Here is a 14,611-nt window from a genome sequence, read left to right on the forward strand (position 1 = left end):
CCTCCACACCGCCCGCGGTGACTTCGCCATCCTCGACACACTCCCGCCGGGAAGCACCGAAGGCACCACAGGCACCGGGGCCACCAAGGGCACCAGGGCCACCCAGTACAGGAAGGGCCCCGGCGCCGCCGGGGACAACGCCGGTACCGTTCTCCTCCTCCCCGGCTTCACCGGCAGCAAGGAAGACTTCATCGCCCTCCTGGAACCCCTCGCCGCCGCCGGCTACCGCGCCGTCGCCGTGGACGGCCGAGGCCAGTACGAGTCACCGGGCCCGGACGCCGAATCGGCGTACGCCCAGGAGGAGTTGGCCCGCGACGTCCTCGCGCAGGCCGCCGCGCTCAGGGAGGCGCCCGCAGATACCCCCGGGCCCCACGCGGGAGCCCGGCTCCACCTCCTCGGCCACTCCCTCGGCGGCCAGATCGCCCGCGCCGCCGCCCTCCTGGAGCCCCGCGCCTTCGCCTCCCTCACCCTGATGTCCTCCGGCCCCGCCGCGATCACCCCCGCCCAGCAGTCCCGCGCCAAGATACTGGCGGACGCCCTCGCGGTGCTGTCGATGGACGTGGTGTGGCAGGCGATGCGGGCCATGGATCCGCCGCCCCCGGAGGACACGGACACCGGCGGTGCCAAGGCCGGCGGCGGTGACGACAGCGAGGCCCTACGCGCCCGCTGGCTACGGCACAACCCCGCTCAGCTCATCGCCACCAGCAAGCAGCTCTCCACGGAGCCGGACCGCGTCGCCGAACTCGCCGCCGCCGCGCTGCCCACACACGTCATCTCGGGCGAGAGCGACGACACCTGGCCCGTACCGCTCCTGGACGACATGGCACGCCGCCTGCACGCCCACCGCACGGTGATCCAGGGCGCCGATCACTCCCCCAACACGGACCGCCCCGAGGAAACAGCCGCAGCCCTGATCAGCTTCTGGAACAACCTCAGCGACCCCACAACCTGAGCACCAGCACCAGCACCGCCAACTGCGCACCGGCACCTGAGCGCGCGCGCCCCCAAACCCTCAGTACTGCGCCCTCAAGTGATCCCAGAACCCGTCCCGCAACGCCCTGCGCAGATCCGACTGCCCCCGCAGCGAGTACTGCAGCAGCCGCTCCGCCTCCACCAGCAGCTCCTGGTCCACCGACCCCGGCAGATACGGGTGCCCCGCCAGCAGCCCTGCCAGCGACTCCCGCCCCCGCGCCGCCAGCCACTTCGCGGCGATCTGCGCGCCGACGAAGCGGACGTCGTCGCGGGCGGGCCGCGGCGCCGCGGGGCCCGCCCCGGCCTCGTACGCGAGGGCGGCGCGCCGCGACACGTACGGCTTGAAGAAGTCGAGGTCGAACGTCCGCTGACTGTCGACCTCCCACAGCAGCGGCTCCGCCTGGTTGCGGCCGTCGGGCGCCTCGATGCCCCACAGGTGCACCCGCGCCCCGTACCCCTGCGCCGCCTCGACCGCCGAGACCAGGTCCTCGTCGCCGCCGATGAGCGCCGCGTCGCTGATGGCGCGGTGCCTGGCAAGTGACTCCAGATCGCTGCGGATGAGGGAGTCGACGCCCTTCTGCTGGTTGTTGGCGTTGAGGTTGCCGAGCCTGACCTTGACGTCGGGCAGCTCCGCGATCGACTGCTGCTCGGTGGTGTGGATGCGGCGCCTGGCCCCGTCGTACCAGTAGACGCGCAGCAGCCGGCTGTCCGCGAAGATCGTGCGTGCCTTGTCGATGAGCGCCTCGATGAGGCCCTCGGCGTCGAGGTCGAAGGATCGCCGGTCCTCGGTCCCGGCGGCGAGCCGGCCCGCCGCCGCGTACAGATACCCGGCGTCGACGAAGATCGCGTGCGTGGACGGCGTCTTCGCCACCTCGGCGAGCACGCGCTCCAGCAGCCCGTTGGCGCGCTCCAGCTGAGCACTGATGTGGGCCACACCGTGCTCGGTCACACCGTGCTCGGCGTGTGCGGCGTGTTCGGCGTCGTTCATAGGGAACCCAGTCTCCCGCTGGTCACACAGCGAACACAACTGGTGCCGCTACCCATGGGTAATTAGGTTCGCGAAAAATTTCCTTAGCGTAGGGAATGTTTGCAGGGGGCAACTCGTTGTACCCATCAGGAACGCGGGGCACTGTAGCCCCGCAACCGACACTTCATGGCCAGGAAACAGCCCGGCCATCTCCAGTAGTTCTCCTTCAGGAGGATGACCAGACGAAGGGAGAAGCCTCATGCGCTTCGAAATCATGCGACTCGACGACGTCGACGGCAACGCCGTGGACAGTACCGTCGTGGACGCCGCCTCCGTCAATCGGATCGTGCAGCAGGCCGCAGCGATAGGCCAGCGCATCTACATCCGACCGGCCGACTCCTCGGCCTCGTAACGAAGACGTCGAAGGGCCCCGTACGGAAGCCGTACGGGGCCCTTCGTGCGTCCACGCCCGGACCGGGTGAACCCGAACCCGGACGTCAGGCGCCGTTGATCACCTGCGTCACCCCGTTGATGATCTGCTGCACCGCGATCGCGGAGAGCATCATGCCCGCGAGCCTCGTCACGAGCACCACACCGCCGTCCTTGATGACGCGGATGATCAGCAGCGAGTACCGCATCACCAGCCACAGCACCACGTGCATCGCCACGATCGCCGACCAGACGGAGATCTGCGTACCGACACTGTCGGCGTCCTGGACGGCGAGGATCACCGACACGATCGCGCCGGGCCCGGCGAGCAGCGGCATGCCGAGCGGTACGAGCGCGACGTTGACGTCCTTGGTCTGCTTCGGCTCGTCCGTCTTGCCGGTGAGCAGGTCGAGCGCGATGAGCAGCAGCAGGAGGCCGCCCGCGATCATCAGCGCCGGGACGGAGACGTGCAGGTAGTCGAGGATCTGGTGGCCCACGAGACCGAAGACCGCGATCACGCCGAAGGCGACACAGACGGCCTGGAAGGCCATCCGCTGCTGCACCTTGGCGGGCCGGCCCGCGGTCAGGCCGAGGAAGATCGGGGTGATCCCAGGGGGGTCCATGATCACAAATAGCGTGAGAAAAAGGGAGCCGAAGACGGCGACGTCGAACACAGTGATGGCCTTGCGGAGAGTCGTACGAAGGAGCCGCACCGGAGACCGCCGGGCACAGGGCACGGCAGCCACCGGCCCGGAAAAGCGGAACAGTGGAGCGGGGAGAGAGCCGGGGGGCGCGGGAGAGAAGGTGCTCGCCTCGAACGCCGGTGTTACGCGGCCGGGCTTCCGCCCGCTCCGGGCACGGGGAACGCCCCGGTCGCCCGGCGCGTGATCTCGCCGTAGATCTCGGGGTCGGTGGTGAACTCCCCGAGCACGCACGTCTTGCGGCTGCCGTGGTAGTCGCTGGAGCCGGTGACAAGCAGACCGAGGTCCGCCGCGAGGCCGCGCAGCCGGGTGCGGGTCTCGGGAGCGTGATCCATGTGATCGGTCTCGATGCCGTCCAGGCCCGCCGCGGCCAGCTCGGCTATCGCGTTCTCGGGCACGACCTGGCCGCGCTTGACGGCGGCGGGGTGCGCGAAGACGGTGACGCCGCCGGCCGCCTTGACCAGGCGGATCGCGTCGAAGGGATCCAGCTCGTGCTTCTCGGCGTAGGCGCGGCCGCCGTCGGCGAGCCACTGGGGCGTGAACGCCTCGGAGACGGTCGGCACGACGCCCAGTTCGACGAGGGCCTCGGCGATGTGCGGGCGGCCGACCGAGCCGTCCCCCGCGATGCGCGCGACCTGCTCCCAGGTCACGTCCACGCCGAGTTCCCGGAGCTTGCCGATCATCGCCTTGGCGCGCGGCACCCGGTCGTCACGGACCAGCTCGCGCTCGCGGGCCAGCTCCGGCTCCTCGGGGTCGAAGAGGTACGCCAGCATGTGCAGGCCCACGCCGTCGAGGCGGCAGGAGAGCTCGGCGCCGGTGACGAGGGTCAGGCCCGGGGGCACCGCGGCGATCGCCTCCGCGTAGCCGCGGGTCGTGTCGTGGTCGGTCAGCGCGACGACGTCGAGACCGGCCGCCGAGGCGTTGCGCACCAGCTCGGCCGGGGTGTCCGTGCCGTCGGAAGCGGTGGAGTGAGTGTGCAGATCGATGCGCACGGCGCTGACTCCAGGCTCTGACGGGGCGGACGGCGGGGACGCTCAAGGATAACGGGAATCGAACGCTCCCCCGCCCGCCACGGACGAGGCGTCCCTCACGACGCCCACGGACCTCCCGCGCTGAGCGCCGCGAGGCCTCCCTGGGGCCGGCCGCTAAGGCGACAGCAGCCGCGGCGACAGCGCCCCGCACGGCAGCAGGTCCACCTCGGCGCCCGCGTCCCGGAGGTCGGTGAGCACCAGCTCGTCGTACATCAGGAGCCCCGACTGCTCCGGCCACGCGATGGCCCACAGCCACAGGCCCCGCGCCTCGCCCGCGAAGACCGCACGGTCGTCCGGCGTCCCCGACACATGCCACAGCGGTGTGGGCCGCCCCGCGGCGTGCACCTTGGCGTGCGCCGGTTTGTCCACGCTCATATAGGGGCCGGGGTCGGGTCCGTCGACGCCGGCATACCGCGCGCCGAGTCCGACGCCCAGCTCCTCGGCGACGAGCACCAGTTCGCCGACGCCGCCGAGCGGGGCGGGTCCGGAGCAGGCCACCGCGGTCGCGCGGCCGCCGCTTCTGTCGTCCCCCGCGCAGGCCACGCCCGTGAACAGCCAGCCGACCGGCAGGGGCCACGGCATCCACACCGGCACCTGCGCGCGGTGCACCACGACCTGTAGCGCCTCGACGCTGGGCGGGATCACGGGTTGCAGCGGGTGCACGGTGCCGTGCACATCGCACTGCCAGGAGTCGGCAAAGAGACCGGGAGCCCTGACCCGGCCACCACACTTCGGGCAACTGGGTTCGCCCCTCATAACGACCAACGGTCCTCTCCGCTCGTCGCCCCGTCAAGGACGATCACCCGTCCGGTGGCCCTGTTATCCGGGAAATTCAGATGTGGGTCGCAGCCTTTAGCCTCCCTAGGTATCAGCCTCAGTCCAGGGGCACGGAGGTGCGCAGCGGGTCGCGCAGGTCCGTTCCGCCGCTCAGCCAGCGCTCCTGGAGGGCCGCCGCCCCGTGCACCCGCTTCCACGCCGCCTCGTTCGGCGTCATCGGCAGCAGCGGCAGGAAACGTACGGGATCCATCGGCTCGTCCAGGTCCAGGTCCTCCACCAGGCCGCCGGGCTCCGCGACGAGCACCGAGGTGAACGGCGCGCCGGGCCACAGTGGTTCGCCGGTGTCCAGCGAGGCGCCGGGTGCCACGACCAGGCCCTCGACCTGCGGCGAGGCGGCGAGCACCGCGAGAGGGCGCAGCACCTTGTCGGTGTCGGCGACCCCCGCCCGTACGGAGAGCACGAGTTCCGCGCGCGGGCCCTTGACGGGGTCGGCGAGCGCGGCGGTCGGGTCGGTCATCGGCTGGGCCGACATGCCGAGGGTGGCATAGCGCACCACGTCGCCGACCGTGAACCGCAGCACCTCGATCCGGTCGGTGCCGAGGAAGGTCACCGCGGCGCGCGCGTCCGGTTCCCCCAGGCCAGTACGGAGACGGGCCTCGACAAGGGCAAGAACATCAGCCATGACGTGAGCATAGAACTCGTCAGTGAAAGGCAAAGCGGGGGCTTGACACTTCAGTCGGCTGATAGTGTTGGCCGCTGGCCCAGGGCAGCACGCAGAAGCGTCGCTTTCAAGTCCTGCGGACAGACACTGACTTTGCGCCACGGGCGCAGAGGGCGCATGGGACTTCCCTTACGGGGGACCGGCCGGAGGAGGTGGGGCTGCAATGGACCGAAGTCGACCGTGCAGTACCACCCGCTCTTCCGCCCGATGAAGCACGCAGCTCGGTAGCTGCAGAAGCGCCCGCACACACCGCTCGCGGTGTCCGTGCCGTGTGCGACGGAAGAGCACTTCGTTTCCACCTGACTGTCTGAGTTTTCCGATCTGTGTCAGTAGCGAAGCTGCCACCGCGCCGGTGCGGTGCTCCCCGCTTTGTGGACGTGCCAAACATCTCCGCAGTAGGACGTCCCCATTCCGGGCAGTTCCAACCGTCGCAGGCGGCCTCCTTCGAAGGAGCCTGCCCATGTCGATGATCCGCGACCTTCGTGCCGCCGTCCGCCCCTCGCTCCGCAAGGACGGCACCTCCTACCCCTCCACGTCCTCGTACTCCTACGACGCCACCCGCGAGGCCGCCTCCGCGGTCGTCGACTGCGCCGTGTACACGGACGGGCGGCGCATGGAGTGCGCCGACACCCTCACCCCGCACGAGGCGATGCTCCAGGTGCGCCGCCACGGCGGGTTCGCCTGGATCGGCCTGCACGAGCCGACCGAGGCCGAATTCGCCGGTATCGCGGCCGAGTTCGGCCTGCACCCCCTCGCCGTCGAGGACGCCGTCCACGCCCACCAGCGACCCAAGCTGGAGCGTTACGACGACACGCTGTTCACCGTCTTCAAGACCATCCACTACGTCGAGCACGCCGAACTCACCGCCACCAGCGAGGTCGTGGAGACCGGCGAGGTGATGTGCTTCACCGGACGGGACTTCTTCATCACCGTCCGGCACGGCGGACACGGCTCGCTGCGCGCCCTGCGCCGCCGCCTCCAGGAGGACCCCGAGCTGCTCGCCAAGGGCCCCTCCGCCGTCCTGCACACCATCGCCGACCACGTCGTGGACGGCTATCTCGCGGTCGCCGACGCCATGCAGGACGACATCGACGAGGTCGAGACCGAGGTCTTCTCCGCGCCGAGCAAGGGCAAGGGGACCGCGCGCGGTGTCGACGCCGGGCGGATCTACCAGCTCAAGCGCGAGGTCCTGGAGTTCAAGCGGGCCGTATCGCCGCTGCTGCGCCCGATGCTGCTGCTGAGCGAGCGGCCCATGCGGCTTGTCGACCCCGACATCCAGAAGTACTTCCGTGACGTCGCCGACCACCTCACGCGCGTCCAGGAACAGGTCATCGGCTTCGACGAACTGCTCAACTCCATCCTCCAGGCCAACCTCGCGCAGGCCGCCGTCGCGCAGAACGAGGACATGCGCAAGATCACCTCGTGGGCGGCGATCATCGCCGTGCCGACGGCGGTCTGCGGGGTGTACGGCATGAACTTCGACCACATGCCCGAACTGCACTGGCGGTTCGGCTATCCGATGGTGCTCGCCTTCATCGGCGGCGTCTGCTTCGCGATCCACCGGACCCTGAAGCGCAACGGCTGGCTGTGAGGCGGTACTCGGTAGGCTGCCGCCATGACTGCTGACCCGTTGCTCGACCGTGCCCTCGTCGAGGAGGCCACCAAGAAGTCCGGCCTCATCTGGGTGCGGGGCGAGGGCTCGCCCGCCCGGGCGCTGTGGCATGTCTGGATCGACGGCGCCGCGTACCTCGTGGGCGACGGGCCCGGCGAGCAGCCGCTGCCGGGGCTCGTCGACGGTGGCGTCGCGGAGGTGACCGTACGCAGCAAGGACAAGGGCGGGCGGGTCGTCGCCTGGACGGCGACGGTCGATGAGCTTGCGGTGGGCTCTGAGGCGTGGGAGGTGGCGGTCTCGGAGCTGAAGGGGAAGCGGTTGAATGCGACGGACGCCGAGCGGATGACCTCGCGGTGGGCGGAGCAGTGTCGGGTTGTTCGGCTCACTCCGCGTGGGGCGGTGACCGAGTTGCCCTCGGGGTCGTTGGCGGCGGTTCCGTTGCCCACGGGCGTGACTACTCGGCAGGCGGTACCTGCGGGGCTTCCTCGGTTGGTGTTCAGGCGCAAGCGCCGTTGAGGGTTGTTCCGGTTCTGCTCTGCGGGTGCGTTTGTGGTTGCTCGCGCAGTTCCCCGCGCCCCTGAAGCTTGCCCCTTCGGGGCTTGCTTCATTGGGGCTTGCTTGCGCTTATGACGTCGGGAGTTGTTTGCCGTAGTCGACCATTTCGGACTTGGTGGGGGGCTGTAGGGGGAAGTCCTTGTTCCAGTCCGTGAGTTTGAGGATGCCCGCGTGGCCGCCTCGCTCCAGGCGCAGGGGGTACGGCTTGCCGTCCAGGGAGACCGACAGGGTGCCGCCCGCGCCCTCGTCGCCGGTGATCTTGATGGTGCGCAGGGGGCCCGTCTTGCCGCGGTCGCCCTTGGCCAGGTGGCCGTGGAGCGTGAGCATGCCCTCCAGGAGTACGTCCTTGTCCGTGAAGCCGCTCAGCTGCTCGTAGGCCGGATCGCCCTGCGGGACCTTGACGTACTTGCCGTCCAGCTTGGCCGCGGCGGTCTCGTCCGCCGGCTCGGGCTTCCCGTCGCCCTGGTCGCTCTCATGGGTCCAGAACCGCGAGTCGGCCTTCAGGAACAGCTGCTCGCCGACGCGCAGCAGCCGGAACGTCTGCCCCTTGGACGTGACCGAGCCCGTGCCGCCCTCGCCCTTGAGGCGCATGTCGAGGGTGTACGTATGGCCCTTGCTCACCACCGTCCCCGAGAGGCGGACCGCCGACGCCGCGTCCGCCACCTTCGAGGACTTGCTCTGGATCTTCGGCGCCGACAGCTTGCCCACGCCGTTCGTGCCCGCGTCCGGATCCTCGGCGCTGCCGCCGCACCCGGTCAGACTCGTGACCGCCGCGACCGTGCCCGCGCACATCGCGCTCACGAACGCCGCCCTGCGGGCTCGGCTGGCCTGGGAAAGTGCGGTCACAGGTGGCGCTGCCTCTCGTGCGGTCGACCTCTACGGCTTCGGCAGTACGGCAGCGTACCCGGGCCGGCCGGGAGGAGCGGAGCCAGTCCGTCCGGACCCCTCGCCGGGGCGTATCCGACCGGGACGGGCTAGCCTGAAGCCCGTATTGCCGGACAGAACGGCAGGAATCGCTCCGGGCTCGTGAGAGCACGTCGGAAGAGGAGGCGCGCGCATGGCGGCAGGCGCCCCCCGGGTCTTCGTCTCCCACCTCTCCGGCATCCCCGTCTTTGACCCCAACGGCGACCAGGTCGGACGGGTGCGCGACCTCGTGGCGATGCTCCGCGTCGGCCGCAGGCCCCCGCGGCTGCTCGGCCTCGTCGTCGAGCTGGCCACCCGGCGCCACATCTTCCTGCCCATGACCCGCGTCACCGGCGTCGAGTCCGGCCAGGTCATCACCACCGGCGTACTGAACGTGCGGCGCTTCGAGCAGCGGCCCACCGAGCGGCTCGTGCTCGGCGAGATGCTCGACCGGCGGGTCCATCTGGTGGAGACCGGCGAGGAGGTGACAGTCCTCGACGTGTCGGTGCGGCAGCTCCCGGCCCGCCGCGACTGGGAGATCGACCGGATCTTCGTACGCAAGGGGAAGGGCGGGACGTTCCGGCGCAAGGGCGAGACGCTCACCGTCGACTGGTCGGCCGTGGACGGTTTCTCCCTGGAGGAGCACGGCCAGGGCGCGGAGAATCTGCTCGCCACCTTCGAACAGCTGCGCCCGGCCGACCTCGCCAACGTCCTGCACCACCTGTCGCCCAAACGGCGGGCCGAGGTGGCCGCCGCCCTCGACGACGACCGGCTCGCCGACGTCCTCGAGGAGCTGCCCGAGGACGACCAGATCGAGATCCTCGGCAAGCTCAAGGAGGAACGCGCCGCCGACGTCCTGGAGGCCATGGACCCCGACGACGCCGCCGACCTCCTCGCCGAGCTGCCCGAGGAGGACAAGGAGCGCCTGCTCACCCTGATGCAGCCCGCCGACGCGGCCGACGTGCGGCGTCTGATGGCCTACGAGGAGCGCACCGCCGGCGGTCTGATGACCACCGAGCCGATCGTGCTGCGCCCCGACGCCACGGTCGCCGACGCCCTGGCGCGGGTCCGCAAGGAGGACCTCTCCCCCGCGCTCGCCGCACAGGTGTACGTATGCAGGCCGCCCGACGAGACGCCGACCGGCAAGTATCTGGGGACGGTGCACTTCCAGCGGCTGCTTCGCGACCCGCCGTACACGCTCGTCGGCTCGATCCTCGACGACGACCTGCAACCGCTCGCCCCGGGCGCCACGCTGCCCACCGTCGCCGGTTTCTTCGCCGCGTACGACATGGTCGCGGCGCCCGTCGTCGACGAGGGCGGCTCGCTGCTCGGAGCGGTCACCGTCGACGACGTACTGGACCACATGCTGCCCGAGGACTGGCGCGAGACGGAGTTCCATCTGGCAGGGGAGGGAGCGGACCATGGCGGGTGACCGGGAGCGCGACAACCGCGCCGAGCCCAGGAGCCCACGGTTCCGCCTCGACCAGCCGCGCACCCCGCGGCCCAAGCTGCTGCCCGACTACGACCCGGAGGCGTTCGGGCGGCTCTCGGAGCGGATCGCGCGCTTCCTGGGCACCGGCAGGTTCATCGTCTGGATGACGGTCGTGATCATCCTGTGGGTGGTCTGGAACGTCACGGCCCCCGGTCACCTGCGCTTCGACCAGTACCCCTTCATCTTCCTGACGCTGATGCTCTCCCTCCAGGCGTCCTACGCGGCCCCGCTGATCCTCCTCGCGCAGAACCGCCAGGACGACCGCGACCGCGTCAACCTCGAACAGGACCGCAAACAGAACGAGCGCTCCATCGCCGACACCGAGTACCTCACGCGCGAGATCGCCGCCCTGCGCATGGGCCTCGGCGAGGTGGCGACCCGTGACTGGATCCGTTCCGAGCTACAGGACCTGGTCAGGGAGGTGGAGGAGCAGCGCGGCGAGCAACGCGCGGACAAGCGCGTCGTATTCCCCTCGGAGGGTGCGCGCGGACGTGATGTAGGCGACCGCTGACGGCCCTTTCCCGGGCGGGGTTACCGCGCCGTACTATCAGGACTATGGCTACGGAAGACGCGGTGCGTGAAGCACTGGCGACGGTGAACGACCCCGAGATCCAGCGACCCATCACCGAGTTGGGGATGGTCAAATCGGTGGACATCGGCGCCGACGGGGCGGTGGCGGTCACCGTGTATCTGACCGTCTCCGGCTGCCCGATGCGCGAGACCATCACCAAGAACGTGACGGACGCGGTCGCCGCGGTCGAGGGCGTCACGCGCGTCGACGTCACCCTCGACGTGATGAGCGACGAGCAGCGCAAGGAGCTGGCGTCCGCGCTGCGCGGCGGCACCGCCGAGCGCGAGGTCCCCTTCGCCAAGCCCGGCTCGCTGACCCGTGTCTACGCGGTCGCGTCCGGCAAGGGCGGCGTCGGCAAGTCCTCGGTGACGGTGAACCTCGCGGCCGCGATGGCCGCGGACGGTCTGAAGGTCGGCGTCGTGGACGCGGACATCTACGGCCACTCCGTGCCGCGCATGCTGGGCGTCGAAGGCAAGCCCACCCAGGTCGAGAACATGATCATGCCGCCTGCCGCGCACGGCGTGAAGGTCATCTCCATCGGCATGTTCACCCCGGGCAACGCCCCGGTGGTGTGGCGCGGCCCGATGCTGCACCGCGCCCTCCAGCAGTTCCTCGCGGACGTCTTCTGGGGCGACCTCGACGTGCTCCTCCTCGACCTGCCGCCGGGCACCGGTGACATCGCCATCTCCGTGGCGCAGCTGGTCCCGAACGCCGAGATCCTCGTCGTCACGACGCCTCAGCAGGCGGCGGCCGAGGTCGCCGAGCGCGCCGGTTCGATCGCCGTGCAGACGCACCAGAAGATCGTGGGCGTCGTCGAGAACATGTCGGGGCTGCCCTGTCCGCACTGCGACGAGATGGTCGACGTGTTCGGCACGGGCGGCGGCCAGAAGGTCGCCGAGGGCCTTACGAAGACGACGGGCGCCACGGTGCCGGTCCTCGGTTCCATCCCGATCGACGTGCGGCTGCGCGAGGGCGGCGACGACGGCAAGCCGGTCGTCCTGACCGACCCGGACTCCCCCGCGGGCTCGGCGCTGCGCACGATCGCGGGCAAGCTGGGCGGCCGCCAGCGCGGCCTCGCGGGCATGACCCTCGGCATCACGCCCCGCAACAAGTTCTGAGCGGCTTCGCTTGAGCGCCCCGTCAGGGGCGCGGGGCTGTGACATGTGCGGCTCCGCCGCGTGGGCGTGACCAGCCACGACGGACCCGCACAGAACCCCGCGCCCCACGGGAGCGCTACGCGTAAGCGCCGATGTCCTGGATGACGGAGAACCCGAGCCCGTACGCGCTCATGCCGCGCCCATACGCCCCCAGGTGGACGCTCTCCTTCGCGGAACCGGCGAGGACCCACCCGTACTCGGACTCCCGGTAGTGGAACGGCGTCGGCACCCCGTCCACGGGAAGCGAGAGCGACGACCAGTCGGAGCCCTCCAGGTCGTCCGCGAGGAACCAGGCCGTCTCCGTCTGCTGGTCGAGCCAGTCGTCGCGCAGAGAGTGGTCCATCTGCTGCGGCCAGGTGTACGAGAGCAGCCCCACCCCCGCGAGCCAGGCCGCCGAGGAGACCGACGTGGCCTCCAGGACGCCCGTGCCGTCCGCGCTGCGCCGCACCGGGTTGGCCGCGACGGTCACCACCACCGCGAACCGCTCCTTGTCACTGTTGCCGAGGCTGCCCTCGGCGCGGACCGACGGCTCGTCGCCGTGGCCGATCGAACCGTGCTCCACCGACCCGTCCGCCGTCGCGCCGACCTGCATCAGCCAGCGCGGCCCCGTGAAGGCCTCGTCCAGGCCGTACCAGGGGAAGGGCGCCAGCAAGTAGCCGTCGACCGTGCGCCGGGCGGAGGGCACCGCTTGTGCGGTGCCGTCCGCGGCCGGCGCCTGCGCGCCTACGCGACTTGTCGTCTCCATGTACCCGGCCGCCTCCTCGCTCTCGTCGGTCCGGAGCGGCCCGCCCCCCTCGGGCGTCCTCACGCCGGACAACAAGGCAGGATAGCCACACCGGTCGGCGGCGGCGGTTCAGGCGATCACTCAGGTGGCGTCCGCGTCGAACGGCGGGGGGTCGCCGGCGGCGGGCTTCCTGGGCTCCGCGGACGCCTTGCGCATGTCCACGCTCGCCCCCGCGGAGGAGGCGGCCGCGCCTTCCGAAGAGGAGTCCGACGAGTCGCCGCCGCGGCCGTGCACGGCGTCCGCGACCTCGTTCATCTCCTTCTTCAGGTCGAAGCCGTTACGGATTTCCTTGAGCCCGAGCTCGTCGTTGTCGAGCTGCTTGCGGATGAACTTCTTCGGGTTCAGGTCGTCGAACTCGAAGTCCTTGAACTCCGGGCCCAGCTCTTCCCGGATATCCGCCTTCGCGCTGTCCGAGAAGTCACGGATCTTGCGGATCGTGCGGGAGATGTCCTGGATGACCTTCGGCAGCTTGTCGGGGCCGAAGATGAGCACGGCGAGGACGACCAGCGCCACTATCTCGAGTGCGCCAATGTCATTGAACACCTAGAGCTCCTTGCGATGTCCTCAGCCCGCAACAGGTCGTCGTCCGAGGTCTGGACCGTGACCACGGTACCCGGCGCCCGTGGCTGTCCGGTAGCCGCTGCGCCACAACCGGGAACAGCGGCGGTCCCTAGGCGATCTTCTCGGCGGTCAGGCGGCGGTCAGTCGGAGTGTGCCGAGCCGAGCACCAGGGTCACCTCGCGGTCGCGGCCGTCGCGCTCGATCGTCAGGTCGAGGCGGTCCTTGGGGCGGTGGGCGCGGACCTTGACGATCAGTTCGTCGCTGGAGTGCACCGGGGAGCCGTTCACCTCGGTGATGGTGTCGCCGGGCTTGAGGCCCGCCTTGTCGCCGGGGCCGTTCGCGTTGACCGCGGGGCCGCCGTCCTTGCCCTTCTCCGCGATGCGGGCGCCGTCGCCGGTGAACTCGGTGTCGAGCGTGACGCCGATCACCGGGTGCGTGGCCCTGCCGAAGTTGATCAGCTCTTCGGCCACGCGCTTGCCCTGGTTGATGGGGATGGCGAAGCCGAGGCCGATGGAGCCCGCCTGGCCGCCGCGCGAGTCCGAGCCCTCGTCGGCGGAGCGGATGGCGCTGTTGATGCCGATGACACGCGCCTTGGAGTCGACCAGCGGGCCGCCCGAGTTGCCCGGGTTGATCGGGGCGTCGGTCTGAAGCGCGTCCACGTAACTGATGTCGCTGCCGTCGCCCTTCTCGCCGCCCGCGGTGATGGGCCGCTCCTTGGCGCTGATGATCCCGGAGGTGACGGTGTTCGCCAGGTCGAAGGGGGCGCCGATGGCGACGACGGGGTCGCCGACCTGGACGTTCTCGGAGTTGCCGAGGGTCAGGGGCTTCAGGCCACGCACGCGGGACACCTTGACGACGGCGAGGTCGTAGCCGGAGTCGCGGCCGATGACCTCGGCCTCGGCGGTGTCGCCGCTGCTGAAGGTGACCGTTATCTCGCCGCCGGTGCCCGCGGGCTCGACGACGTGGTTGTTGGTGAGGATGTGGCCCTTGCCGTCGAGGACGAAGCCGGTGCCGGTGCCCTGCGCCGAGTCCCCGCTGACGTGCAGGGTCACGACGCCGGGCAGGGCCGCGGCGGCGATACCGGCGACGCTGCCGCTCGGCCTGTCCTTGGGCTCGGCGCCGGCCTGCGGCAGCTCGATCTCGCCCACGCCGTTGCGCTCCAGGTAGGAGCCGAGGGCGCCACCGATGAGCCCCGACACGAGGGCGATGAGCGCGATCCCGACCACGAGAAGCCGCCGGCCCCGCCTGCGCTGCCTCTCCTTGGCCTCCGGAGCCAGCGACCCGATCTGCTGAAGGGGCGCGTTCCAGGGGTCATACGGCGTCCGGGGCGCGCCTTGAGCCCCCTGGGGGTGCCCCGCGTGGGGGGCGGGCTCCTGGG

Annotated in this window: 16 protein-coding genes; 7 read left to right on the forward strand and 9 right to left on the reverse strand. The window is 70.5% G+C overall.

Annotation, left to right across the window (positions count from 1 at the left end):
* Positions 1 to 952: alpha/beta fold hydrolase (locus GKQ77_RS14745; RefSeq protein WP_258021345.1), on the forward strand; the 952-nt coding region annotated here is incomplete at its 5' end.
* A gap of 60 nt (positions 953 to 1,012) precedes the next feature.
* Here GKQ77_RS14745 and GKQ77_RS14750 read toward each other — a convergent pair.
* On the reverse strand, positions 1,013 to 1,960 hold the full coding sequence (locus tag GKQ77_RS14750; protein WP_219689209.1) for an NYN domain-containing protein: 948 nt from the start codon (positions 1,958 to 1,960) through the stop codon (positions 1,013 to 1,015).
* Between the two features lie 238 nt (positions 1,961 to 2,198).
* On the opposite strand from GKQ77_RS14750, the gene GKQ77_RS14755 reads away from it, so the two are divergent.
* Entirely contained in the window at positions 2,199 to 2,351 is a 153-nt protein-coding gene (locus GKQ77_RS14755; protein ID WP_164551819.1) for a DUF8834 family protein, read from the forward strand.
* 85 nt (positions 2,352 to 2,436) lie between these two features.
* On the opposite strand, the gene GKQ77_RS14760 is transcribed toward GKQ77_RS14755, so the two are convergent.
* The 4 genes from GKQ77_RS14760 to GKQ77_RS14775 form a co-directional block, all read right to left on the reverse strand.
* Positions 2,437 to 3,042: a MarC family protein gene (locus GKQ77_RS14760; RefSeq protein ID WP_125514955.1), complete on the reverse strand. Its 606-nt coding sequence runs from the start codon at positions 3,040 to 3,042 to the stop codon at positions 2,437 to 2,439.
* Between the two features lie 152 nt (positions 3,043 to 3,194).
* A complete protein-coding gene (locus tag GKQ77_RS14765; protein ID WP_219689210.1) occupies positions 3,195 to 4,061 on the reverse strand; it encodes a PHP domain-containing protein in 867 nt (288 codons plus the stop codon).
* A gap of 153 nt (positions 4,062 to 4,214) precedes the next feature.
* Positions 4,215 to 4,856, reverse strand: a complete 642-nt coding sequence (locus GKQ77_RS14770) for a DUF6758 family protein (RefSeq protein WP_125514953.1) — start codon at positions 4,854 to 4,856, stop codon at positions 4,215 to 4,217.
* Between the two features lie 118 nt (positions 4,857 to 4,974).
* Positions 4,975 to 5,559 (reverse strand): suppressor of fused domain protein, encoded by a 585-nt coding sequence (locus GKQ77_RS14775; RefSeq protein ID WP_219689211.1) that lies wholly within the window; start codon positions 5,557 to 5,559, stop codon positions 4,975 to 4,977.
* A gap of 499 nt (positions 5,560 to 6,058) precedes the next feature.
* Here GKQ77_RS14775 and GKQ77_RS14780 point away from each other — a divergent pair, with 499 nt between their 5' ends.
* Together GKQ77_RS14780 and GKQ77_RS14785 are read left to right on the forward strand one after the other, a co-directional pair.
* Positions 6,059 to 7,189, forward strand: a complete 1,131-nt coding sequence (locus GKQ77_RS14780) for a magnesium and cobalt transport protein CorA (RefSeq protein ID WP_219689213.1) — start codon at positions 6,059 to 6,061, stop codon at positions 7,187 to 7,189.
* A 24-nt stretch (positions 7,190 to 7,213) separates the two neighbouring features.
* Positions 7,214 to 7,726 carry a hypothetical protein gene (locus GKQ77_RS14785; RefSeq protein ID WP_219689215.1) on the forward strand — a complete coding sequence of 171 codons (513 nt, stop codon included), beginning with the start codon at positions 7,214 to 7,216 and terminating at the stop codon, positions 7,724 to 7,726.
* 108 nt (positions 7,727 to 7,834) lie between these two features.
* On the opposite strand, the gene GKQ77_RS14790 is transcribed toward GKQ77_RS14785, so the two are convergent.
* Positions 7,835 to 8,557 carry a hypothetical protein gene (locus GKQ77_RS14790; RefSeq protein ID WP_219689223.1) on the reverse strand — a complete coding sequence of 241 codons (723 nt, stop codon included), beginning with the start codon at positions 8,555 to 8,557 and terminating at the stop codon, positions 7,835 to 7,837.
* Positions 8,558 to 8,822: 265 nt separating this feature from the next.
* Between GKQ77_RS14790 and GKQ77_RS14795 the strand changes: the two genes are divergently transcribed.
* Genes GKQ77_RS14795 through GKQ77_RS14805 form a run of 3 tightly spaced genes read left to right on the forward strand, consistent with a single transcriptional unit; the run spans position 8,823 to position 11,849 of the window.
* Entirely contained in the window at positions 8,823 to 10,100 is a 1,278-nt protein-coding gene (locus GKQ77_RS14795) for a magnesium transporter MgtE N-terminal domain-containing protein (protein ID WP_219689216.1), read from the forward strand.
* Positions 10,090 to 10,671 (forward strand): DUF1003 domain-containing protein, encoded by a 582-nt coding sequence (locus tag GKQ77_RS14800; RefSeq protein ID WP_219689217.1) that lies wholly within the window; start codon positions 10,090 to 10,092, stop codon positions 10,669 to 10,671. The genes GKQ77_RS14795 and GKQ77_RS14800 overlap by 11 nt, the downstream gene beginning before the upstream one ends.
* Positions 10,672 to 10,715: 44 nt before the next feature.
* A complete protein-coding gene (locus GKQ77_RS14805; RefSeq protein WP_219689218.1) occupies positions 10,716 to 11,849 on the forward strand; it encodes an Mrp/NBP35 family ATP-binding protein in 1,134 nt (377 codons plus the stop codon).
* Positions 11,850 to 11,964: 115 nt separating this feature from the next.
* Here GKQ77_RS14805 and GKQ77_RS14810 read toward each other — a convergent pair whose 3' ends face one another.
* The 3 genes from GKQ77_RS14810 to GKQ77_RS14820 form a co-directional block, all read right to left on the reverse strand.
* Positions 11,965 to 12,633 (reverse strand): hypothetical protein, encoded by a 669-nt coding sequence (locus GKQ77_RS14810; protein ID WP_219689219.1) that lies wholly within the window; start codon positions 12,631 to 12,633, stop codon positions 11,965 to 11,967.
* 120 nt (positions 12,634 to 12,753) lie between these two features.
* Positions 12,754 to 13,215 carry a sec-independent translocase gene (locus tag GKQ77_RS14815; RefSeq protein WP_219689220.1) on the reverse strand — a complete coding sequence of 154 codons (462 nt, stop codon included), beginning with the start codon at positions 13,213 to 13,215 and terminating at the stop codon, positions 12,754 to 12,756.
* Positions 13,216 to 13,373: 158 nt separating this feature from the next.
* Positions 13,374 to 14,611, reverse strand: a 1,238-nt coding sequence (locus tag GKQ77_RS14820; protein ID WP_258021346.1) for a S1C family serine protease, incomplete at its 5' end; no start/stop codon positions are given.

Source organism: Streptomyces anatolicus (assembly GCF_019400875.1).
GTDB classification, from domain to species: Bacteria; Actinomycetota; Actinomycetes; order Streptomycetales; family Streptomycetaceae; genus Streptomyces; species Streptomyces anatolicus.